The 19,566-nt window shown below is 69.4% G+C and carries 20 protein-coding genes and 2 pseudogenes; 11 read left to right on the top strand and 11 right to left on the bottom strand.

Annotation, left to right across the window (positions count from 1 at the left end; genetic code table 11):
* Window positions 1–5 precede the first annotated feature (5 nt).
* Window positions 6–455, top strand: a complete 450-nt coding sequence (locus AC1DCG_RS16120) for a TIGR02444 family protein (RefSeq protein WP_477030340.1) — start codon at window positions 6–8, stop codon at window positions 453–455.
* Window positions 456–537: 82 nt separating this feature from the next.
* Window positions 538–759, top strand: coding sequence for a YdcH family protein (locus tag AC1DCG_RS16115; RefSeq protein ID WP_116568103.1), 222 nt, complete (start codon window positions 538–540; stop codon window positions 757–759).
* Between the two features lie 118 nt (window positions 760–877).
* Here the strand turns inward: AC1DCG_RS16115 and cdd are convergent, their stop codons facing one another.
* Both cdd and AC1DCG_RS16105 read right to left on the bottom strand, forming a co-directional pair.
* Entirely contained in the window at window positions 878–1,309 is a 432-nt protein-coding gene (gene cdd / locus AC1DCG_RS16110) for a cytidine deaminase (protein ID WP_477028905.1), read from the bottom strand.
* A gap of 89 nt (window positions 1,310–1,398) precedes the next feature.
* Complete coding sequence (locus tag AC1DCG_RS16105; protein WP_165257973.1) at window positions 1,399–1,671, bottom strand: BolA family protein; 273 nt, start codon at window positions 1,669–1,671, stop codon at window positions 1,399–1,401.
* 58 nt (window positions 1,672–1,729) lie between these two features.
* On the opposite strand from AC1DCG_RS16105, the gene AC1DCG_RS16100 reads away from it, so the two are divergent.
* Window positions 1,730–2,383: a J domain-containing protein gene (locus AC1DCG_RS16100; protein ID WP_165257975.1), complete on the top strand. Its 654-nt coding sequence runs from the start codon at window positions 1,730–1,732 to the stop codon at window positions 2,381–2,383.
* 89 nt (window positions 2,384–2,472) lie between these two features.
* Here the strand turns inward: AC1DCG_RS16100 and dksA are convergent, their stop codons facing one another.
* Entirely contained in the window at window positions 2,473–2,901 is a 429-nt protein-coding gene (gene dksA, locus AC1DCG_RS16095; protein ID WP_058346549.1) for an RNA polymerase-binding protein DksA, read from the bottom strand.
* 223 nt (window positions 2,902–3,124) lie between these two features.
* Entirely contained in the window at window positions 3,125–3,553 is a 429-nt protein-coding gene (gene fliX, locus AC1DCG_RS16090) for a flagellar assembly regulator FliX (protein WP_165257977.1), read from the bottom strand.
* 235 nt (window positions 3,554–3,788) lie between these two features.
* Here fliX and AC1DCG_RS16085 point away from each other — a divergent pair, with 235 nt between their 5' ends.
* The 4 genes and pseudogenes from AC1DCG_RS16085 to AC1DCG_RS16070 form a co-directional block, all read left to right on the top strand.
* The gene (locus tag AC1DCG_RS16085; RefSeq protein ID WP_477028904.1) at window positions 3,789–4,904 is read left to right on the top strand and encodes a flagellar basal body P-ring protein FlgI; all 1,116 of its coding nucleotides are present in this window, start codon (window positions 3,789–3,791) and stop codon (window positions 4,902–4,904) included.
* Entirely contained in the window at window positions 4,904–5,239 is a 336-nt protein-coding gene (locus AC1DCG_RS16080; RefSeq protein WP_477028903.1) for a rod-binding protein, read from the top strand. The genes AC1DCG_RS16085 and AC1DCG_RS16080 overlap by 1 nt, the downstream gene beginning before the upstream one ends.
* Entirely contained in the window at window positions 5,239–5,688 is a 450-nt protein-coding gene (locus AC1DCG_RS16075) for a flagellar basal body protein (RefSeq protein WP_165257983.1), read from the top strand. Before AC1DCG_RS16080 ends, AC1DCG_RS16075 begins: the two co-directional genes overlap by 1 nt.
* 118 nt (window positions 5,689–5,806) lie before the next feature.
* Window positions 5,807–5,940, top strand: a pseudogene (locus AC1DCG_RS16070) (hypothetical protein); the annotation flags it as partial.
* Window positions 5,941–5,956: 16 nt separating this feature from the next.
* Here the strand turns inward: AC1DCG_RS16070 and AC1DCG_RS16065 are convergent.
* Window positions 5,957–7,270: a M20/M25/M40 family metallo-hydrolase gene (locus AC1DCG_RS16065; protein ID WP_477028902.1), complete on the bottom strand. Its 1,314-nt coding sequence runs from the start codon at window positions 7,268–7,270 to the stop codon at window positions 5,957–5,959.
* Between the two features lie 148 nt (window positions 7,271–7,418).
* Between AC1DCG_RS16065 and AC1DCG_RS16060 the strand changes: the two genes are divergently transcribed.
* Together AC1DCG_RS16060 and AC1DCG_RS16055 are read left to right on the top strand one after the other, a co-directional pair.
* Entirely contained in the window at window positions 7,419–7,925 is a 507-nt protein-coding gene (locus tag AC1DCG_RS16060; RefSeq protein ID WP_477028901.1) for a hypothetical protein, read from the top strand.
* 23 nt (window positions 7,926–7,948) lie between these two features.
* A pseudogene (locus AC1DCG_RS16055) lies at window positions 7,949–8,033 on the top strand (hypothetical protein); the annotation flags it as partial.
* A 4-nt stretch (window positions 8,034–8,037) separates the two neighbouring features.
* Here AC1DCG_RS16055 and AC1DCG_RS16050 read toward each other — a convergent pair.
* The 4 genes from AC1DCG_RS16050 to AC1DCG_RS16035 form a co-directional block, all read right to left on the bottom strand.
* Window positions 8,038–8,763 carry a response regulator gene (locus AC1DCG_RS16050; RefSeq protein ID WP_165257989.1) on the bottom strand — a complete coding sequence of 242 codons (726 nt, stop codon included), beginning with the start codon at window positions 8,761–8,763 and terminating at the stop codon, window positions 8,038–8,040.
* Between the two features lie 8 nt (window positions 8,764–8,771).
* The gene (locus tag AC1DCG_RS16045) at window positions 8,772–12,011 is read right to left on the bottom strand and encodes an autotransporter outer membrane beta-barrel domain-containing protein (RefSeq protein WP_477036957.1); all 3,240 of its coding nucleotides are present in this window, start codon (window positions 12,009–12,011) and stop codon (window positions 8,772–8,774) included.
* Between the two features lie 423 nt (window positions 12,012–12,434).
* The gene (locus tag AC1DCG_RS16040) at window positions 12,435–13,955 is read right to left on the bottom strand and encodes an aldehyde dehydrogenase (NADP(+)) (protein WP_477028899.1); all 1,521 of its coding nucleotides are present in this window, start codon (window positions 13,953–13,955) and stop codon (window positions 12,435–12,437) included.
* A gap of 111 nt (window positions 13,956–14,066) precedes the next feature.
* Window positions 14,067–14,987, bottom strand: a complete 921-nt coding sequence (locus AC1DCG_RS16035; protein WP_477028898.1) for a Gfo/Idh/MocA family protein — start codon at window positions 14,985–14,987, stop codon at window positions 14,067–14,069.
* A 449-nt stretch (window positions 14,988–15,436) separates the two neighbouring features.
* On the opposite strand from AC1DCG_RS16035, the gene AC1DCG_RS16030 reads away from it, so the two are divergent.
* Both AC1DCG_RS16030 and AC1DCG_RS16025 read left to right on the top strand, forming a co-directional pair.
* A complete protein-coding gene (locus AC1DCG_RS16030) occupies window positions 15,437–17,236 on the top strand; it encodes an IlvD/Edd family dehydratase (protein WP_477028897.1) in 1,800 nt (599 codons plus the stop codon).
* An 83-nt stretch (window positions 17,237–17,319) separates the two neighbouring features.
* A complete protein-coding gene (locus AC1DCG_RS16025; protein WP_477028896.1) occupies window positions 17,320–17,772 on the top strand; it encodes a DUF3592 domain-containing protein in 453 nt (150 codons plus the stop codon).
* On the opposite strand, the gene AC1DCG_RS16020 is transcribed toward AC1DCG_RS16025, so the two are convergent.
* Together AC1DCG_RS16020 and AC1DCG_RS16015 are read right to left on the bottom strand one after the other, a co-directional pair.
* Window positions 17,769–18,944: an MFS transporter gene (locus AC1DCG_RS16020; RefSeq protein ID WP_477028895.1), complete on the bottom strand. Its 1,176-nt coding sequence runs from the start codon at window positions 18,942–18,944 to the stop codon at window positions 17,769–17,771. The two genes, AC1DCG_RS16025 and AC1DCG_RS16020, sit on opposite strands and share 4 nt — an antisense overlap.
* Before the next feature lie 75 nt (window positions 18,945–19,019).
* Complete coding sequence (locus AC1DCG_RS16015) at window positions 19,020–19,565, bottom strand: helix-turn-helix domain-containing protein (RefSeq protein ID WP_477028894.1); 546 nt, start codon at window positions 19,563–19,565, stop codon at window positions 19,020–19,022.
* Window position 19,566 lies beyond the last annotated feature (1 nt).

Raw genomic sequence — 19,566 nt, 5'->3', positions numbered from 1 at the left:
CGGCCATGCGGTTCTGGGACTGGGCGCTCGGCGTCTATGCGCGACAGCCTGTCGCAGCCGCGTGCCTGCACCTACAGGACGCCCACGGCCAGAACGCGCCGTTCCTGCTGTGGGCCGCCTGGGCCGCGCTGGAGGGACGTCCCGTCGACCTGCCGCGCGCCGCCGGCCTGATCCGCGCCTGGGAGGCCGAGGTGGGCGCGCCGCTGCGCGGCGTGCGCCGGGCGCTCAAGCCCTCGCGCCCCGACGTCGAGGACGCCGCCCGCGAGACCTTCCGCGAGCAGGTCAAGGCGGCCGAGCTGGCCGGCGAGAAGCTCTTGATGGAAAGCCTGGAGGCGACCTGCGGCCCCGTCGCCGCCACCCGCGACGTCTATGGCGCCCTGCTGGCGGCCGCCCGGGCCACCGGCGATCCGCCGCCCGAGGCGGCGCTGGCCAGACTTGCCGACGCCCTGGCCTGAACGGCCGTGAGAGCCCTTTACCGCCCGTCAGGCTTTGCTATCTATCACCGCCTTCGGACAGGGGCCCACGGGAGGAACGTCCATGAATGACGACGATCCTTCGGAAGACACCATCATCGCGGTGGAGCGTCGCCTGGCGACGCTGCGCGAGGAGCACCAGGACCTGTCGGACGCCGTCTCGGCCCTGGAGGAACGCCCCCAGCCCGACATGCTGCAGATCGCCCGCCTCAAGCGCCGCAAGCTGGCTTTGAAGGACGAGATCGTGCGCCTGGAAGACCAGGTGACCCCGGACATCATTGCTTAGGCCGTAGGGCCCCCTCCGGCCCTCCGGGCCACCTCCCCCAGAGGGGGAGGATCTAGAGCGCCCAGATGCTCCCCCTTTGGGGGAGCTGTCGGCGAAGCCGACTGAGGGGGCCTGCCCCCTACTCCAGGTCCCCCGGCCCGAACGCTTCGGGCAGCAGGCTCCAGAACGGCGTGCGCACCGTGGTCGCGCCGCCCTGCACCGAGACGATCTCGCAGGTCTTGCTGGCGAACTCGCCGATGCGCTGACGGCACGCGCCGCAGGGCTGGACCACGGCGTCGGAGCCGGCGGCGATGTAGACGCGCTCGATCCGGCGCCCGCCGGCGGTGATCATCGCGCCGATCGCCGCCTGCTCGGCGCAGGTGCCCGACGGATAGGCCGCGTTCTCGACATTGACGCCGAAATGCACGCCGCCCTGGTCGTCGACTACGGCGCTGGCGACGGTGAAGTTCGAATAGCGGGCGTAGGACCGCGCCAGATAGTCCGGCAGCCGCGCGGCGACGGCGGCTTCGTCGGAGCCTGAGATATCGGAAAAAGAACGTGCGGCGCTCATGCCATCCCTCGGATCCCGGCAGGATCGCGCCGGGAACCGAGGCAATCAGTCGCGGGGCGGTTATGCAAGCGCAAACCGCACCTTCCAGTTCAGCTTTCGCCGGGCGCCAGGGCCACGATCGACAGGGCGTGCACGGGGCCGGCCATCTCCTCGCGCAGGGCCTGGAAGATCAGCCGCTGGCGGGCCACGCGCGGCTTGCCCGCAAAGGCCTGGGCCTCGATGGTCAGGTTGAAGTGGCTCTCGCCGCCCTCGCGGTGGCCCGAGTGGCCGCTGTGGCGATCGCTGTCGTCGACCAGTTCCAGCCTGGTGGGCGAAAAAGCGGCGGTGAGCTTGGCTTCGATGGCGTCTGCGACGGCGCCCATGGTGATCTCCGGCATGTCAATCCTTGAACGGAAATAGCCTGCGCTTACTCTAAGCGCCATGAGCCGCGCGTTCGAGTATCGCCCCAAGTTCTTCGACATCCGGGTCCGCCCGCCCAAGCCGGGCGAGGAGGAGGGTCCGCGCGCGGACGACGTCTACAAGCTAAAGCCCGGCCAGAAGCGCTGCGACCACGCCGACTGCCTGCGTCCGGCCGACGCCAAGGCGCCCAAGAGCCGCGACCTGCCCGGCCAGTACTACAACTTCTGCCAGCAGCACGCGGCCGAGTACAACAAGAACTGGAACTTCTACGCCGGCATGAACGAGGGTCAGATTCGCGCCGAGCAGGAACGCGAGAAGATGACCGGCGGCCGCCCCACCTGGAGCATGAAGGCCGACGCCGGCTCGCGCGAGGCCGCCGCCGCCGCCGCCCGCGACGCCCGCAACATGGCCGACCCGTTCGGCCTGTTCCGCGCCCAGCAGCGCCGCGCGGAGTCCGCCGGCACGGGCCGCGCCGTCGGCAAGCTGGAGCGCCAGGCCCTGGCCGACATGGATCTGGACGTCGACGCCGACGCCGCGGCCATCCGCGCCCGCTACAAGGAACTGCTCAAGCGCTGCCACCCCGACATGAACGGCGGCGACCGCAGCGCCGAGCACAAGCTCCAGCGCGTGATCAAGGCCTACAAGACCCTGCAAAAGTCGGGCCTGGCCAAGTAGGCGCCCCCTCCCCGTCCCGCCAAACAGAAAACGGCCCCGCCCGAGGGGGCGAGGCCGCTTGAAACACATCAGTCGAGGCCGAAAAGGCCTCAGTCGTCGCGATGAACGCGTTCACGGCGCTCGTGACGCTCCTGGGCCTCGAGGCTCAGGGTGGCGGTCGGACGGGCGTCGAGACGGGCCAGGCCGATAGGCTCGCCGGTCTCTTCGCAGTAGCCGTAGCTGCCGTCTTCGACGCGGCGCAACGCCTGGTCGATCTTGGAGATCAGTTTCCGTTGCCGATCGCGGGTCCGCAGTTCCAGCGCTCGGTCGGTTTCCGACGACGCCCGGTCAGCGAGGTCGGCATGGTTTTCAGTTTCAGTCTGAAGATGGGACACCGTCTCGCGAGATTCGCGGAGGATCTCTTCTTTCCAGCCGAGCAGCTTCTGCTTGAAATATTCAAGCTGACGCTCGTTCATGAAAGGCTCGTCGTCCGAAGGACGATAGGTGTCCGGTTCTTTAAGAACAGTGGCCGTCTGCATCAACGCCTCACGCCCCGATGAACTCCGCCCTCAGCGGGCGGTGTGCTTATACCAAAACGATAGCCCCGTTCAATGAACGTCGCATGAGCGGCGCATTCAGACGCGCGAGCGCCTGCGAACCGCCCCTGCGGGCGACGGCGACTCACGCATACGGCGAGCTTCGCCGCACCGACCGGGGCTGTAAAATCGCGGGAAAGGGCCAGAGGTTCCATCCCGCTGCTCCTCACGCGCCGCGCATGACGGCCAACTTGGCCTCTTCGACGGCGGCGCGGGTCTCGATCTCGTTGAGCAGGCTCTGCAATTTCGGATCGTCGACGGCTTCGCGATGCTCGCGAACGGCCCGCTTGAGCTTGTCGATGGTGCTGGGCGAGACCTCCCCGTCCAGCACGGCGATCTTCAGGCCGTCGAGGATGTCGAGGATGTCGTCGGCCCGGCGGATCGCCCGGCGCTTGCGCTCGGTCGGATCCATGTTGGCCTGCAGGGCCAGCAGGGCGTCCAGCGAGCCCACGCCCGCCAGGCCGCCGGCCGCCGCGGTTCCGGCCACGCCGCCGGCCGCGCCGACGCTGGGCAGCGAGAAGCTGGACCCGCCGCCTGTCGGCCGCGCGCGTGATGCGCCAGCCGCGCCTACGCCTCCCGTGCTCGAAACCTTCATGACGACCGTCGCTCCACCGCTGGTCTTGTACGCTTACATATAGGGAGTCGCGCCCCCCGATGAGAACTCATATTCGAGAAGCGCGCTTGAGGTATGGTTAATGCCGGGCAGAATCTGCCGGACAGGAATGTCGCAGGCGTTTTTGCCCGCCTTGATCATTGATTTTCCTCACCTTTTCCGCTGGCCCAATTCTGGCATGGGCCGCGACGGAATTGCGTCCTCGGTGTGGAAGTCCATGCGTCGTTCACTTTTCAGCTCCGTTCTCGCCGGCCTGGCCCTCGCGGCCATGACCGTCGTCGCCGCCCCGGCCGTCGCCAAGTCGCGGATCAAGGACATCGTCGCCGTCGAAGGCGTGCGCGATAACCACCTGATCGGCTACGGCATCGTCACCGGCCTGAATGGCACGGGCGACAGCCTGCGCAACGCGCCGATGACCAAGCAGAGCATGGAAGCCCTGCTGGAGCGCCAGGGCGTCAACGTCCGCGACGCCAACCTCAACGCCAAGAACTCGGCGGCCGTCATGGTCACGGCCAAGCTGCCGCCGTTCGCCGCCACCGGCTCGAAGATCGATGTCTCGGTCTCGGCCATGGGCGACGCCAAGAGCCTGCAGGGCGGCACCCTGCTGGTCACCGCGCTGCAGGGCGCCGACGGCCAGACCTACGCCGTCGCCCAAGGCCAGGTGCAGACCGGCGCGGTGTCGGCCGGCGGCGCCTCGGGCAGCTCGATCAGCCGCGGCGTACCGACCGCCGGCCGCATCGCCGCCGGCGCCGACGTCGAGCGCGAGACCGGCTTCCAGATGGTGGCCATGAGCGAGCTGCGCCTGTCGCTGCGCAACCCCGACTTCACCACCTCGCGCCGCATCGCCGACGCCATCAATTCCAAGTACCCGGGCTGCGCCCAGGCCCAGAACCCGACCATCGTCGCCATCCGCTCGCCGGCCGGCATGGACATGATCAGCTTCGTGACCGCCATCGAGAACCTGGAAGTCGAGCCCGACGGCCCGGCGAAGGTGATCATCGACGAGGTCAACGGCGTGGTGGTGATGGGCGACGACGTCCGCATCAGCCAGGTGGCGATCGCCCAGGGCAACCTGACCATCTCGGTCCAGGAGACCCCGGCCGTCAGCCAGCCCGCCCCGTTCAGCCAGGGCCGCACCGCGGTCGTCCCGCAGTCGGCGATCAGCATCGACGAGGAAAAGGGCAAGAAGCTGATCACCCTGGGCGGCGGCGCGTCGCTCAAGAGCCTGGTCGGCGGCCTCAACGCCCTGGGCGTCACCCCGCGCGACATGATCACCATCCTGCAGGCGGTGAAGGCCGCCGGCGCCCTGCAAGCCGACATCGAGGTGATGTGATGAGCGCCTTCGCGATCGCCTCGCCGCCGATCACCGGCCTGACCGCCGGCTCTGCGCCCACCGCCAACTCGGCCGCCGAGCTGCTCAAGCGCGGCAAGATCAAGGAAACGGCGCAGAAGTTCGAGGCCTCGTTCCTGTCGGTGATGATGCAGTCGATGTTCGAGGGCGTGAAGACGCCCGAGCCCTTCGGCGGCGGCCAGGGCGAGGAGATGTTCAAGTCGCTGCTCACCGACGCCATGGCCAAGGAAGTGACCAAGGCCGGCGGCATCGGCGTGGCCTCCACGGTCCAGCGCGAGATGCTGAAGATGCAGGGCCTGCAGGAGGTCGCCCAATGATGAGCTCCGCCCCCCTCTCTCCCTCAGACGAGCGCGTCGAACAGCTGATCGTCCTGACCGAGCGCCTGACCGACCTGATCGCCAAGCAGGCCACCGCCTTCGAGGCCCGCCGCCCGCACGAGGCCGCCCGCCACGTCGAGGAGACGGCCAAGCTGGCCAACGTCTATCGCCACGAGTCGGCGCGGGTGCGCGGCAACGTCGCCCTCGTGCAGGCCGCCCAGCCCGACCGTCGCCGCCGCCTGGTGCGCGCCACCGAGGCCTTCGACGCCGTGCTGGCCCGCCAGTCGCGCGCCATCGCCGCGGCCAAGACCGTCACCGAGGGCCTCGTCCGCGCCGTCGCCAACGAGATCGCCGCCCAACGCCCGCAGGCCGCCGGCTACGGCCCCAGCGCCCACGGCGCCGGCTACGCCAACAACGCCACCGCGATCACCCTGAACCGGAAGGCCTAGGGCCTCCCTCTTGGGACCTCCCCGACAACGAAGAACGCCGCGACAGCCGATCGGCCGTCGCGGCGTTTTTCGTTCGCGCCCCAGGAACCTCCCCCTCTGGGGGAGGCCAAGAAGCCGTGCGTCCTTCGAGGCTCGGCTTCGCCTCGCACCTCAGGATGAGGACTTCAGTGCAAAGGAGAACCTCATCCTGAGGCGCCCGCGCAGCGGGCCTCGAAGGACGCAAGGCGCCAACCGCAGATCCTCCCCCTCTGAGGGAGGCGGCCTCCCCCTACTCCACGCCCGCCACGGCCAGGAGCGCGGCCAGGCCCACCTGCATGCCCTTGATCGTCTCGCCCTTCTCGACGTCGATCCATTCGTCCAGGGCGTGGGCCCGGCCGCCCTTGCCGCCGGCGCCGATGGTGATGGCCGGGACGCCCAGGCTCATGGGCAGGTTGGCGTCGGTCGACGAGGCCTCGTGCTCGGGCTTGAAGCCCAGGGCCGAGATCGCCGCCGCCGTCGCCGTGACGATGGTCGCCTGCGGGTCGGTGCCGCCGGCCGGGCGCTCGCCGATCACCTTGGCGTCGTAGGAAATCACGCCTGGCTTGGTCGAGCGGGCGGCGTTCTCGCCGGCCACGGCCTTGTCGAGGATGCCGATGAAGGTCTGGTCCAGCTTGGCCAGTTCGGCGGCGCTTTCCGAGCGCATGTCGAACTCCAGGAAGATCTGGTTGGGGATCGAGTTCACCGAGGTGCCCCCGCCCACGACGCTGGCCGAATAGGTGGTCTTGGGATCGGCCGGCGGCTTGACCGCATAGAGGTCGACCACCGACTGGGCCATGGCCGCCATCGGGTTGACCACGCCGAACGCGCCGTAGCTGTGGCCGCCCGGGCCCTTGAAGGTGACGCGGTAGCGCTTGGAGCCGACGCCCCGGTCGACGATGCGCGAGGGGTCCGAGCCGTCCATCGAGAAGAAGGCGCTGATCCGGCCCTTGTACTTGCCCCGATTGAAGAGGTGCTTGACCCCGCGCAGGTCGCCCGGCCCCTCCTCGCCCACATTGCCGACGAACAGGATGTCGGCCTTGGTCTTGATCTTGGCCGCGTCCATCGCCCGCACATAGGCCAGCAGCACGGCCAGCGAGCGGGTGTCGTCGCCAATGCCGGGCGCCGACAGCTTGGTGCCCTCGCGCTTGACCTTCACGTCGGTGCCTTCGGGGAAGACGGTGTCGAGGTGGGCGGCGATGACCACGAACGGGCCCTTGCCCTTGGTCGCCGTCCCGGCCCGCACGCCCATGACGTTGCCCTCGGCGTCCATCTCGACGTCGGTCAGGCCCACGGCCTTGAGCATCTCCAGATAGGCCTTGGCGCGCTTTTCTTCCTTGAACGGCGGCGCGGGGATCTCGGTCAGGGTGACGATGTCGGCGACGGTGCGATCGTAGTCGGCGTCCAGCTGCTTCACGGCGGCCTTGAAGCCCGGGCCGCCGACGATCTTCTGCACGGCCTTGACCGAGGTGTCGGTCTTCTCGGCGGCGTCGGCCTCGGGACCATAGAGGGCGCCGGCCGCGAACAGGGAGGCGGCGAACAGCATCGAACGCGACAGGCGGCGCATGGGCGAAGGCTCCGATTCCAGGTGCGCCGACCAGAGCGGGGCGACGGCCGCCTTGGCAATCCCCAAATGTTCGGGACGGCTCCTCTGGACGAACGCCGCTCGCCACCCGACATTGACCCTTCGTAAGCCACCGCCMGGAAGACACGCCATGGCCCACCTGAAAGCCGCCGCCGCGCTCGCGGGCCTTGGCCTGCTGCTGTCCGCCGCCCCCGCCCTGGCTCAGGCTCCCGCCTCGGCCAGCGGCCCGCTGGGCGTGGCCGGCAAATGGACGCTGGATCTGTCGCGCTCGCGCTTCAACGAGCCCCTGACCGGCGCTGCGCCGATCAGCGGCGAGCTCGACATCACCAAGGACGACGGCAAGGCGATCGCCTGGACCCTGGTCGAGGAGGACGACGAGGGCGTGGCCGCCATCCAGTTCGCCGACGCGCCCCTGGACGGCTCGCCCACCCGCGCCGTGGTCAACTTCAACTTCGTGACCTTGAGCGTCGAGCGCACCGGCCAGTCCAGCGTCGCGGTCATGACCCACGGCCAGACCGGCCGCCGCCAGAGCATGCGCGTGGGCGTCACCGCGCCCGACACCATCCTGGTCGAGCAGGACATCGACGGCAAACCCGGCCCGCCGGACCAGAGCCTGGTCTTCGTGCGGAAGAAGTAGGTCCTGCGTCCTTCGAGGCTCGGCTGCGCCTCGCACCTCAGGATGAGGACGTTATCGCACTGACTTCCTCATCCTGAGGCGCCCGCGGAGCGGGCCTCGAAGGACGCACCTCTCAATCCGCGTGCACCCGGTCCACGCGCGGCGCGAACATGTAGCCCGCGTGGCGCACGGTGCGCACCATCTGCGCCCCGCCTTCCGAGCGGCGCAGCTTGCTGCGCAGGCGGCTGATCGTGACGTTGATCTGCTGGGGCGGCGCCTTGCTGCGGGCCTCCGGCGGGCCCTGCTGCAGCTGGTCGCGGGTCAGGATCTGCTGGGGCTTGGCCACCAGGGTCCACAGCACCAGGAACTCGGCCGACGACAGGTTCACCGACTCGCCGCGCGGATCGAACAGCTCGTGGGTGGCCACGTTCAGGCGCCAGCCGCTGAACTGGTAGACCGGCGGGGCGGCCACCGGTTCGGGCGCGCGCCAGGCCTGGCGGCGGCGCACCGCGGCGCGGATGCGGGCGGCGGTCTCGCGCGGGCGGAACGGCTTGGCGATGTAGTCGTCGACGCCCATCTCCAGGCCCACGACCACGTCGCTCTCGTCATCGACGGCGCTGACCACCACCACGCCGGGCGCGGGGTTGAGGCGGCGCAGGCGCGCGCAGACCGACAGGCCGGCCTCGTCGGGCAGCAGGATGTCCATGACGACCAGTTCGATCTGGGTGCGGCCCAGGATCTGGTCCATCTCGCGGGCCGAGGCGGCCTCGAGCACTTCCAGGTCGAACCGGCCCAGCAGCGAGCTGATGGCGGCGCGGGAGTCGACGTCGGGGTCGACGATGAGCAGGCGGGGTCTCACGGGCGTTCTCAGAACATCGCCCGGCCGACGAGCCGGGCCGAATAACGGGTCTGGCGACGCGAGGCCTCGGCCCCGCCCTCCAGGGCGAAATAGGAAAGGTCGGAACCGGCGCGCAGGGCCAGGTTCAGCGTCACCGCGTCGGTGCGCGAGGTGTTGCCCAGGATCGTGAACGGCGTGCCGCCCGAGTACCAGGCCGTGGTGTCGGCGTACTTGCCGGCCAGGGTCCTGCGATAGCCGACGCGGACCTCGGGACGGACCCAGACCTCCTTGCCGAACTCGCGGCCGAAGGCCACGCCGATGTCGCCCGACAGGTTGTCGTACTTGCGCGAGGCCACCGTCTGGTCGAAGCCCTCGCCGCCGCCGTGCTCCTTGCGCTCGCCTTCCCACAGATAGACGTAGTCGAGGCGCGCCTCGGGGCGGATATAGTTGCGGCCGAACCTGTGCTCGTAGCCGATCCCGGCGAAAGCGTTGGCGGTGAAGCCGTTCCAGGCCGCGGTGTTGGTCACCGCCGCGTCGGCCTCGCCGTCGTCGTCGACGTCGGCGCTGATGAAGCTGCGGTCGCCGTTGAAGCGGATGTAGCCGAGGCCGCCGCCGAGGTTGAAGCGCCAGCCGCCGACCGACCGGCGCCAGTAGGTTCCGGCCTGGAACAGCGAGGCCGTGGTCTCCTCGCCGACCTTGGCGGCCGTGTCCTTCTCTTCCAGGCTGACGAAGGCCAGCGTGACGCCCAGCGCGCCGCCGGCGTCGCCCATGGCCTCGTAGCCGGCCACCAGGCCCGTGGCCTTGGTGTCCGAGCCGAGGTTCTCGCCGTCCTCGATCCGCACCAGGCTGTTGACCTCCTGCACCCAGACGCTGTCGGGGCCGTAGCGGTCCTGGCCGTCGGGACGGATGGCGGTCGAGGCCGAGATCTGCTGCTGCACGGCCTGCAGGGTGGTGAACATCCCCTCGCCCGTGCTGGGCAGCATCTGGTTGTAGAGGTTGTAGAAGCCGTCGCTGGTCGACTGGCTGAGGAAGGCGGCGGCGATGTCGTCGTTGGCGCTGAGCGCGGCGAACGTGGCGTCGTAGGCGGAGGCCTGTCCGCTGGTCATGCCGGCCTCGGCGGCCGTGCGCCGGCGCACGTCGATCAGCACGTCGTTGTCCTGGACGTGGGCGCTGGCGACATAGAGGTAGGGCGCGTCGCCCAGCAGGTCCTGGTCGATCTCGCCGGCGGTCAGCGTCCCGGCCGAGATCACCTTGAAGGTGCTGGCGCTGGTCAGCAGGTTGTTGAACACCAGGCCCAGATTGGCGCCGCTGGCGATGGTGGCGGTGTCGACCACCAGCTGGGTCGAGGTCCCGGCGTTGGGGTCGACCGTGAACACCAGCGTGCTGTCCGAGCCCAGGTTCAGGCTGGTGGCCTTGATGGTGTCGGTGTTGGTGATCAGCAGGCCGCCGTTGCCGATGTTGATCGAGAGCTTGCCGTCGCTGTCGTAGAGGCCGCCGATGGCGTAGGCCGTGCCGTCGATGTTCAGCGTGTCGGCGCCGTCGCCGAACGACATGTCGCCGTACAGCGTGCCGTTCAGCAGGTTCAGGGTGTCGTCGCCCGAGCCCAGCAGCACCTGGCCGATGATCGCCGGCTCGTCGGCGTCGTCCACGCCGTCGCCGTCGGTATCGGTGTCGGCCACCCCGTCGTCGCCGTCGTCACCGTCGTCGACCCCGGTCTGGGTGATGGTGACGCCGGTGGTGTTGGCCTTCAGGTTGATGGCGATGGCCTTGCCGGTCACCGTCTCGTCCGAGGCGTCGGTGTTGCTGTCGTCGGTGTCGTAGGCATCGTCGGTGGCCGCCACGTAGGCGGCGATCGTGCCGGTGTTGGTGATGCTGGTCAGCGTGCCGGAATTGTCGACGATGGCGTTGGCGTTCCCGGTCTCGCCCGACAGGGTGGCGATGATGCTGCCGCTGTTGACGACCGAGTTCATGGTCGCCCCGGCGTCGATCAGCAGGGCGTAGGCGTTCGAGCTTCCCTCGGCCTCGACCGAGCCGCTGAGCGCGCCGCTGTTGTTGAGGATCGAGGCGATGGCGCCGGAGGTCAGGTGCAGGCCCATGGCGTCGGCCTCGTAGGCGCTGGCCGAGATCGAGCCTTCCAGGTTGATCCCGTTGGTGACCAGGGTCTCGTATCCAGCCGAGCCGCCGATCTGCACGCCGGTGGCCGTGACGCCGGCATGCACGCCGTAGGCGCCGACCGACCCGCGGATCACCAGGCCGTAGTCGTAGATCCCCTCGCCGGCCGAGCCGAGGGTGACGGCCTGGCTGTCGGAGCCGATCTGGATCGCCGGCGCGCCGCCATAGACATAGACGGCCGCGGTGCCTTCTTCGTCGTCGGCGACACCGTCGCCGTCCTCGTCGTCGGTGGTGTCGTCGTTGGTGTCGGTGGGCGGGGCGTCCAGCACCAGGCCCTTGGACACGTTGCTCGTGATCTTGATCGCCGAGCCGCCCTGCAGCAGGTCGTCGGCGTCCAGCAGCGCCTCGTCGTCCGGGTCGGTGTAGCGGCTGGTGTAGCGATAGCCGGTGGCGGTGATCGTGCCCTGGACGATGACCGAGCCGTCGACCTCGCCATCGACCGCCAGGCCGACGCTGTTTGCGCCCAGCACGCTGATCGAGCCGTCGCTGACGATGTTGCCTGTCACCTTGGCGGTGTTGCGGATCCCGTAGCCGTCGTCGCCGGTGATCGCGATCGAGCCGGAGTTGAGGATGTCGCCGATCACCGACGACTCCAGCATGATCCCGACCGAGCTGTTGCCCTCGATCGTGATGGCCCCGGTGTTCTCGATCGTGCCGGTGTAGTCGCTCGATCCGGTCAGGCGGATGCCGTAGCGGTTGGTCCCCAGCGCGAACTGGCCGTCATAGTCGCCGTCGCTGTCGCTATCGACGTAGTCATAGTCCTCGGTCAGGCTGATCGTGCCGCCGTTGGTCACCGTCGAGGTGAGCCCGCTGTTGATCAGGATGCCCGTCGAGTTGGAGACGTCGGTGCTGGTCAGCGTGCCGTTGTTGGTCAGGGTGTTGTTGCTGTCGACCGTGGCGATCGCACCCTCGGCGCTGAGGGTGATCACGCCGTCGGTGGTGACCTTGACGTCGTCGGCCGCGCCGCTGGCCGCCGTCGAGGTGGCGATCGGCGTCGTGCGGCTGCTGCTGGTGACTTCCGTCTCGGCGGCCGCTTGGGCGGCGTGCAGCAGCATCGGCAGGGCGGCGGCCGAGAGGATCAGAAGCTTACGCGACATGGAGGACCCGCTTGAAGGAACCTCCGAGGCTTAGGGGGCCTGCATGGCCCAGGCGTGTCTCGCAAATTTCCGCGCGGCTACGGCGAGCGCCTCGCCGATACACTTCCGTTTCAAAGCGGCCGGAAGGTTGTCGCCAGCGTTCAGGCTCGCCCGCCAAGTGTTGCGCCCGATGGGCGAAACCGACGATTTAGACGTCGTCGCAAGAATGTTCACGGCGGAGCGGCCGCGTCCAAGCGCCCGATTCCGCGATCGGCGATGATGGCTCCATCGACCAAGGAGCCCCCGCCATGGGCAAGGTGCTGATCCCCGCCTCGTGTCTCGCCTTCAGCGTCTGGCTGCTGGCCGAGCGGCTGCTCTGACAAAGAAAAAGCGCGCGAGGTTTCCCCCGCGCGCTCTTGGTTGATCCCGAAGGATCGGCCTTTCTTACAGCACGCCGTCGACAGCGCGCTTGACGCCCCACGGATTGGCTTCCTTCAGCGCCGCCGGCAGCAGCACGTCGGGCAGGTCCTGGTAGCAGACCGGACGCAGGAAGCGCTCGACGGCGCGGGTGCCGACCGAGGTCGAGCGGCCGTCCGAAGTGGCCGGGAACGGGCCGCCGTGAACCATGGCCGGAGCCACTTCCACGCCGGTCGGCCAGCCGTTGGCCAGGATGCGACCGGCCTTGCGCTCGAGGATCGGCAGCAGGCCGCGGGCCTGCTCGGCGTCTTCCGCGTCGAGGTGCAGGGTGGCGGTCAGCTGGCCTTCCAAGCCTTCCAGCAGGCCGGCCAGGGTGGCGATGTCCGGGCAGCGGACGATCACCGACGACGAGCCGAACACTTCATGGCTGAGGGCCGGGTCGGCGGCGAAGGTTTCGGCCTCGACCACGAACAGGGCGCCCTGGCCCTGGTTGCAGCCTTCGCCGACCAGGCCGCGGGCGGCCACGGTGACGCCGGGGCGCGAGCCCAGCTTCTCGACGCCCTGCTCATAGGCGCCGAAGATGCCCGGGGTCAGCATGACCTGCGGATGGGCGCCGGCCAGGGCCGCCGAGGCCGAGGCCACGAACGTATCGAAGTCCGGACCGGCCAGGGCGAAGATCAGGCCCGGATTGGTGCAGAACTGGCCCGAACCCATCGTCAGCGAGCCGACGAAGGCGGCGCCGAGGGCCTCGGCGCGGGCGGCCAGGGCGTGCGGGAACAGGATCACCGGGTTGACGCTGCTCATCTCGGCATAGACCGGGATCGGCTCGGGGCGTTCGTTCGCGATCTTCATCAGCGCCACGCCGCCGGCGCGCGAGCCGGTGAAGCCCACGGCCTTGATGCGGCTGTCACGGACCAGAGCGCCGCCCAGTTCGTGGGTCTGGCCGGTCAGCAGCGAGAACACGCCGGCCGGCAGGCCCGCCTTCTCGACGGCCTTGCTGATGGCCGCGCCGACCAGGGCGGCGGTGCCGGGGTGGGCCGGGTGGCCCTTGAACACGACCGGGCAACCGGCGGCCAGGGCCGCGGCGGTGTCGCCGCCGGCGGTCGAGAAGGCCAGCGGGAAGTTGCTGGCGCCGAACACGGCGACCGGGCCAAGACCAATGAAGCGCTGGCGCAGGTCGGCGCGCGGCAGCGGCTTGCGCTCGGGCTGGGCCGGGTCGATGCGCGCGCCCAGGAAGTCGCCCTGGCGGACGGTCTTGGCGAACAGGCGCAGCTGGCCGGTCGTGCGGCCGCGCTCGCCTTCCAGGCGCGGACGCGGCAGGCCGGTCTCGGCCATGGCGCGCACGATCAGGTCGTCGCCGATGGCTTCGATCTCGGCGGCGACGCCTTCGAGGAAGGCAGCGCGGGTTTCGAGATCGGTCTCGCGATAGACGTCGAAGGCGGCGTTCGCGGCGGCCAGGGCCGCCTCGATCTGCTCCGCGGTCGGTTCGGGGAAGACCTCGCCGAAGTGCTCGCCGGTGGCGGGATTCAGGCTGCGGAGTTCAGTCATGACGGACGCTCGCGTTCTGGCGGACGGGAATGGCCCCGCATATAGGCCGTTCCGCGTCCGGTTGTCAGTCCAATGTTAGCGCAACCAATGCTTATTTTGCATGGGTATAGGCTATTCGATGAAGGCCGGCGCCGTGACCCGTTCGCCCAGTAGGAAAGCGTCGGCCACGTGGCGCAGCGGGCTGACGTCGACGTCCGAGCCGCCGGCCGCGATCAGGCGGGCGAAGGCGTCGTAGAGGCCCGGATATTCCTCGTCCGGACCTTCGTGCGTCAGCTCACCGTCGACCCACAGGCGCGAACCGCCGTGCGACAGCTTCAGTTCGCCGCCGTCGGTGTCGATGATGATGTCCCAGCTCTGCTCGCCGGTCTGCAGGAAGTCGAAGTCGGCCTGGACCGGCGCGCCGGTCACGGTGCGGAAGGTCAGCTGCGCCTCGACCGGCGACTGGCAGTTCTCCGGCACGTGCAGCGTCGCCTTCTCCAGGAAGAAAGCCGGAAGCACGACGGTGGCGATCGACAGGGCGTTGATGCCCGGATCGAAGACGCCCAGGCCGCCGGCCTGCCAGATCCAGGTCTGGCCCGGATGCCAGACGCGCACGTCTTCCTTCCAGTTGATCTGCACCGACTTGATGGTCTTGCCCGAAAGCCAGGTCTGGGCCGGCGCGACGGCGGTGGCGTAGCGCGAGTGCCAGGTGGTCTGCAGGGTGACGCCCTTGGCCTGGGCGGCGGCCTTGAGGTCCTCGACCTCGCTCAGCGTCGCGCCCGGCGGCTTTTCAAGCATCACGTGCTTGCCCGCGTCGATGGCCTGGCGGGCGATCGTGTGGCGCACCTGCGGCGGGGTGCACAGGGCGACGGCGTCGAACTGCACGTCCGAGGCCAGCAGTTCGGCAAGGTCGGTGAAGTGCGGGACGCCGTCGACGCCGGCGCTGCGGCTGGCCACGGCCGCCAGTTCAAAGCGCCCGTCCTTCTCGATGGCCGGCAGGTGCTGGTCGCGGGCGATCTTGCCCAGGCCGACGATGGCGATGCGGATGGTCATCTGGACGGACACCTGACGATGGTTCGGGCCGCGCCTCGCGGCCTCTGTAAGATTAGTCCGACAAATAGCGCCCTCCCCGGCGCTGTCAAACAGGACCGAGAAATCGGGCCGATAACGCCGCCCGCAAAGCCCGACGACGGCCCGGCCCGACCGGAAAGCCGCTTCCATGCTCGACCTCGACGCGCAATGGTCCTACATATTCCGCGTTGGTCGAACGATGTCGTGGATAGCGCGACAGGACGACCGACGCTAGAATGTGAGCGCTATCATCGGCGTTCGATCGCCTTTTTCACTCTTGCGATCGGGTCGCAAGACCTTGAAGGCATGTGACGTTTCCCCGCCATGGCGGTCGTTGACGCTCCGCCCTCGCCGGTATAGTCAGACAAATAGTATAAACCTCGCCCGGCGAGGCGATCCGGTTGGATCGATCGAGGAAAAACAGGACCGACATGACCACCAAGTCCGCGCCCAGCACCCTTCGTTCGCGGGCCTGGTTCGACAATCCCGACAACGTGGACATGACGGCGCTCTATCTCGAGCGCTATCTGAACTACGGCCTGACGCTGGAAGAGCTGCAGTCGGGCAAGCCGATCATCGGCATCGCCCAGACCGGTTCGGACCTGTCGCCCTGCAACCGTCACCACCTGGTGCTGGCCGAACGCGTGCGTGAAGGCATCCGCACCGCCGGCGGCATCGCCATCGAATTCCCGGTCCACCCGATCCAGGAAACCGGCAAGCGCCCGACCGCGGGCCTCGACCGCAACCTGTCGTACCTGGGCCTGGTCGAGACCCTGTACGGCTACCCGATCGACGGCGTCGTGCTGACCATCGGCTGCGACAAGACCACCCCGGCCTGCCTGATGGCCGCCGCCACGGTCAACATCCCGGCCATCGCCCTGTCGGTCGGCCCGATGCTGAACGGCTGGTACAAGGGTGAGCGCACCGGCTCGGGCACCATCGTCTGGAAGGCCCGCGAGATGCTGGCCGCCGGCGAGATCGACAACGCCGGCTTCATCAAGCTGGTGGCCTCCTCGGCCCCGTCGACCGGCTTCTGCAACACCATGGGCACGGCCACGACGATGAACTCGCTGACCGAGGCGCTGGGCATGTCGCTCACCGGCTCGGCCGCCATCCCGGCCCCCTACCGCGACCGCCAGGAAAACGCCTACCTGACCGGCCTGCGCATCGTCGACATGGTCAAGGAAGACCTCAAGCCGTCGGACATCCTGACCCGCGAGGCGTTCCTCAACGCCATCGTCGTCAACTCGGCCATCGGCGGCTCGACCAACGCTCCAATCCACCTGAACGCCCTGGCCCGCCACATCGGCGTCGAACTGACCGTCGACGACTGGCAGGAGAAGGGCGAGGACGTGCCGCTGCTGGTCAACCTGCAGCCGGCCGGCAAGTATCTGGGCGAGGACTACTACCACGCCGGCGGCGTTCCGGCGGTCACCGCCCAGCTGATCAAGCAGGGCCTGATCCACGAAGACGCCATGACCGTCTCGGGCCAGACCATGGGCGACGCCTGCCGCGACGCGACCATCGAGGACGCCGACGTCATCCGCACCTTCGACAACCCGCTGGTCGAGCGCGCCGGCTTCGTCGTGATGCGCGGCAACCTGTTCAACTCGGCGATCATGAAGACCAGCGTGATCTCGGGCGAGTTCCGCGACCGCTACCTGTCGAACCCCGAAGATCCGGACGCCTTCGTCGGCGACGCCGTGGTGTTCGATGGTCCCGAAGACTATCACCACCGCATCGACGACCCGTCGGTCGGCATCACCGAGAACTCGATCATGTTCATGCGGGGCGCCGGCCCCGTCGGCTACCCCGGCTCGGCCGAGGTGGTGAACATGCGGGCCCCCGACTACCTGATCAAGCGCGGCATCAAGCAGCTGCCCTGCATCGGCGACGGCCGCCAGTCGGGCACCTCGGGCTCGCCGTCGATCCTCAACGCCTCGCCGGAAGCCGCCGTCGGCGGCGGCCTGGCTTTGCTGAAGACCGGGGACCGCGTGCGCTTCGACCTGCGCAAGTCGCGCGTCGACGTGCTGATCAGCCCCGAGGAAGTGGCCGAGCGCCGCAAGGCCCTCGAAGCCGCCGGCGGCTACAAGTATCCGGAAAGCCAGACCCCGTGGCAGGAGATCCAGCGCGCCATCGTCGGCCAGATGGAGACCGGCGCGGTGCTGGAACCGGCCGTGAAGTACCAGCGCATCGCCCAGACCAAGGGCCTGCCGCGCGACAGCCACTAAGGCTTTCGCCAGCACTGAATAAGAAGCCGCCCGGGGAAACCTGGGCGGCTTTTTTCATGCGAGCCTGCTATCAGGGCGGAATGATGGAAGCGCAAGCCAAGGTCGGCAGCGGTGATCGGCTCCTGTCCAAGCTGCTCATCTTCGTGACCCTGGCGGTCGTCGGGGCGGGCGGACTGTGGCTGCTTGAGGTCGTTCCCGCCCAGCGGTTCCTGCAAGACGCCGTCCGCGTCGAGGGGCGCGTGACCGCCACGACCTGCGATAATCGCGGCGCCGTCGACTATGCCTACGAGCTGGAGGGGCGAACCTACTCGGGCACGGACCAGCCCGCCGGCGTCTGCGAGGCCATGAAGGTCGGAGATCCCCTCCCCGTCTGGCGTCTGCCGGACGCGCCCGAACGCAGCGACCTGTCGCCGGGCGAAAACCTGGACGACGCCATCTCCCTGGCCATCGGCGGTCCGATCTTCTTCTCGGCCGTCGCGGTGCTGTTGCTGGCCTGGGACGAGCGTCGCCGCAGGCGAGCCGCTCCGAAGGCCTAGGCCGAAGCGCGGCCGTCCGCCTTCCGCGCCATCCCTTCGGCCGCCAGCATCGCCGCCAGCATGGCCACCGCCAGCACGGCGATGACGACGCCCAGGGCCTCCCAGCCGAACCGGCCGACGACCAGGCCGCCCAGAGGCGGGCCGATCAGCGCGCCGCCGGCTCCGAACTGGGTCAGCAGGCCGTTGGCGGCGGCGATGCGCGGGCCGTCGGTTCCGCCGGCCAGGGCCGGCAGGCGGGCGAAGACCAGAGGCGAGGCGACGCCGCTCAGCAGCACCACCAGGAAGGCGACGGCGGCCACCAGAAGGGCCTTGGCCGACAGGAAGACGAAGGGCGCGACCGCGGCCGTGGCCAGCAGGGCGGGAACCACCACCAGGGTCAGGCGGCGGCGGTCCAACGCGCCGGCGTGCAGGATGCGGATGGCGATCGCCGAGCCCGGCAGGGCGGCCAGCGAGACCAGGCCCGTGGCGATGCTGGCCCCGGCCACGCCCGCGCCGGCCTTCTCGATCAGGAAGCTGGGCAGCAGCATGGTCAGGGCGCAGATGAAGACGGTGTAGAGCCCGAAGCCGAAGGTCAGCACCCAGGCGGCCGGCGGCGGCAGGGCGATGCGGGCGCCGTCCGACAGGCCCTTGGGCTGGCGCAGAGCGACCAGCAGGCCCAGCGCGCACAGCACCGCCCACAGCAGCATGGCGCCGCGCGGACCGCTGACCGCCATGGCGAAACCGGTGACGCCGCTGCCGACGGCGACGCCTACGGCCACGAAGGTGCTCCACAGCGCCAGGGCCGGCCCCCGCGCCTTGTCCGAGGCGATGGCGGCGATCATGGTCGGGGCGGCGATGACCACCAGCAGATAGGCCACGCCCTCCAGCGCCCGGGCGGCGAACAGCACGGCGACATTGGGCGCGAAGGCCTCGACCAGGCTGGCCGCCAGCAGGCCGACGAGGCCCATGGCCATGAAGCGGCGGCCGCCGAACCGGCCGAGAGCCAGGCCCGCGGCGATGCCCAGGGTGGCTCCGCCGATCTCCAGCAGCGACACCAGCAGGCCCGCCTGGGCCAGCGACAGGTCCAGCTGCTGGCGCAGCACCGGAACCAGCACGGCGATCTTGGGAAGCTGGGCGGCGGCCAGCACGCCGATGAGCCACAGGGCGATGATGTTGGACCAGGAACGCAGCATGGCGCCGCCCCTAGACCGATGCGTCCTCGCGCGACACGAAAAACTTATGCGTGGGGGCCACGCGCACGAAGAGCGTCAGTCGATGGTGGTGGTCAGGCGGCCAACGCGGCCGTCGGCGAGCGGGATGGTCTCCCATTGCAGAAGACCCGGCACGACCGGGATCTCGGGGCTGTGGTTGCCGCCGGTCTGGAACCGCACCTGCTGGTAGGGCCGCTCGAACCAGCCCGATCGCGCCAGCCCCGCCTCGGCCGAGGCGATCTCGGGACTGGCGAAGCGCCACAGCGAGTCTCCCAGATAGTCGCTGGCGTCCACCCGCCACGAGGCCAGCCGCGAGGGCGAGGCGGCCAGCAGGCGATGGGTGGCGTCGCAGACCAGGTGCACGGCCTGGGACGAGGTCTCGACCAGCCGCCGGATCGCCGCGTCGCTGTCCTCGCCGGCCTTCGCCGCGATCAGGGCCGCGATCCGCTCGCGATGGGCCTGGTCGGGCTCGTGCTCGCCGCTCTCCCAGCGCGACACCGTACCCTGCGAAACGGCCAGCAGGTCGGCCACGGCGCCCTGCTTGACGGCGTTCAGCCGCCGGAAGCGGCGCAGCGCCAGGCCGATGGGCAGGTCGTGGATCATG

Source organism: Caulobacter sp. 10L414, assembly GCF_056395525.1.
Note: the sequence above shows the minus strand (reverse complement) of the source record. Positions and strands in the feature narration are given on the sequence as shown.

Excerpts from the sequence above, each read along its gene's own strand:
- AC1DCG_RS16120 (WP_477030340.1), top strand. The coding sequence starts at position 6 with ATGCGGTTCTGGGACTGGGCGCTCGGCGTCTATGCGCGACAGCCTGTC.
- AC1DCG_RS16115 (WP_116568103.1), top strand. The coding sequence starts at position 538 with ATGAATGACGACGATCCTTCGGAAGACACCATCATCGCGGTGGAGCGT.
- cdd (WP_477028905.1), bottom strand. The coding sequence starts at position 1,309 with ATGAGCGCCGCACGTTCTTTTTCCGATATCTCAGGCTCCGACGAAGCC.
- AC1DCG_RS16105 (WP_165257973.1), bottom strand. The coding sequence starts at position 1,671 with ATGGGCGCCGTCGCAGACGCCATCGAAGCCAAGCTCACCGCCGCTTTT.
- AC1DCG_RS16100 (WP_165257975.1), top strand. The coding sequence starts at position 1,730 with ATGAGCCGCGCGTTCGAGTATCGCCCCAAGTTCTTCGACATCCGGGTC.
- dksA (WP_058346549.1), bottom strand. The coding sequence starts at position 2,901 with ATGCAGACGGCCACTGTTCTTAAAGAACCGGACACCTATCGTCCTTCG.
- fliX (WP_165257977.1), bottom strand. The coding sequence starts at position 3,553 with ATGAAGGTTTCGAGCACGGGAGGCGTAGGCGCGGCTGGCGCATCACGC.
- AC1DCG_RS16085 (WP_477028904.1), top strand. The coding sequence starts at position 3,789 with ATGCGTCGTTCACTTTTCAGCTCCGTTCTCGCCGGCCTGGCCCTCGCG.
- AC1DCG_RS16080 (WP_477028903.1), top strand. The coding sequence starts at position 4,904 with ATGAGCGCCTTCGCGATCGCCTCGCCGCCGATCACCGGCCTGACCGCC.
- AC1DCG_RS16075 (WP_165257983.1), top strand. The coding sequence starts at position 5,239 with ATGAGCTCCGCCCCCCTCTCTCCCTCAGACGAGCGCGTCGAACAGCTG.
- AC1DCG_RS16065 (WP_477028902.1), bottom strand. The coding sequence starts at position 7,270 with ATGCGCCGCCTGTCGCGTTCGATGCTGTTCGCCGCCTCCCTGTTCGCG.
- AC1DCG_RS16060 (WP_477028901.1), top strand. The coding sequence starts at position 7,419 with ATGGCCCACCTGAAAGCCGCCGCCGCGCTCGCGGGCCTTGGCCTGCTG.
- AC1DCG_RS16045 (WP_477036957.1), bottom strand. The coding sequence starts at position 12,011 with ATGTCGCGTAAGCTTCTGATCCTCTCGGCCGCCGCCCTGCCGATGCTG.
- AC1DCG_RS16040 (WP_477028899.1), bottom strand. The coding sequence starts at position 13,955 with ATGACTGAACTCCGCAGCCTGAATCCCGCCACCGGCGAGCACTTCGGC.
- AC1DCG_RS16035 (WP_477028898.1), bottom strand. The coding sequence starts at position 14,987 with ATGACCATCCGCATCGCCATCGTCGGCCTGGGCAAGATCGCCCGCGAC.
- AC1DCG_RS16030 (WP_477028897.1), top strand. The coding sequence starts at position 15,437 with ATGACCACCAAGTCCGCGCCCAGCACCCTTCGTTCGCGGGCCTGGTTC.
- AC1DCG_RS16025 (WP_477028896.1), top strand. The coding sequence starts at position 17,320 with ATGGAAGCGCAAGCCAAGGTCGGCAGCGGTGATCGGCTCCTGTCCAAG.
- AC1DCG_RS16020 (WP_477028895.1), bottom strand. The coding sequence starts at position 18,944 with ATGCTGCGTTCCTGGTCCAACATCATCGCCCTGTGGCTCATCGGCGTG.
- AC1DCG_RS16015 (WP_477028894.1), bottom strand. The coding sequence starts at position 19,565 with ATGATCCACGACCTGCCCATCGGCCTGGCGCTGCGCCGCTTCCGGCGG.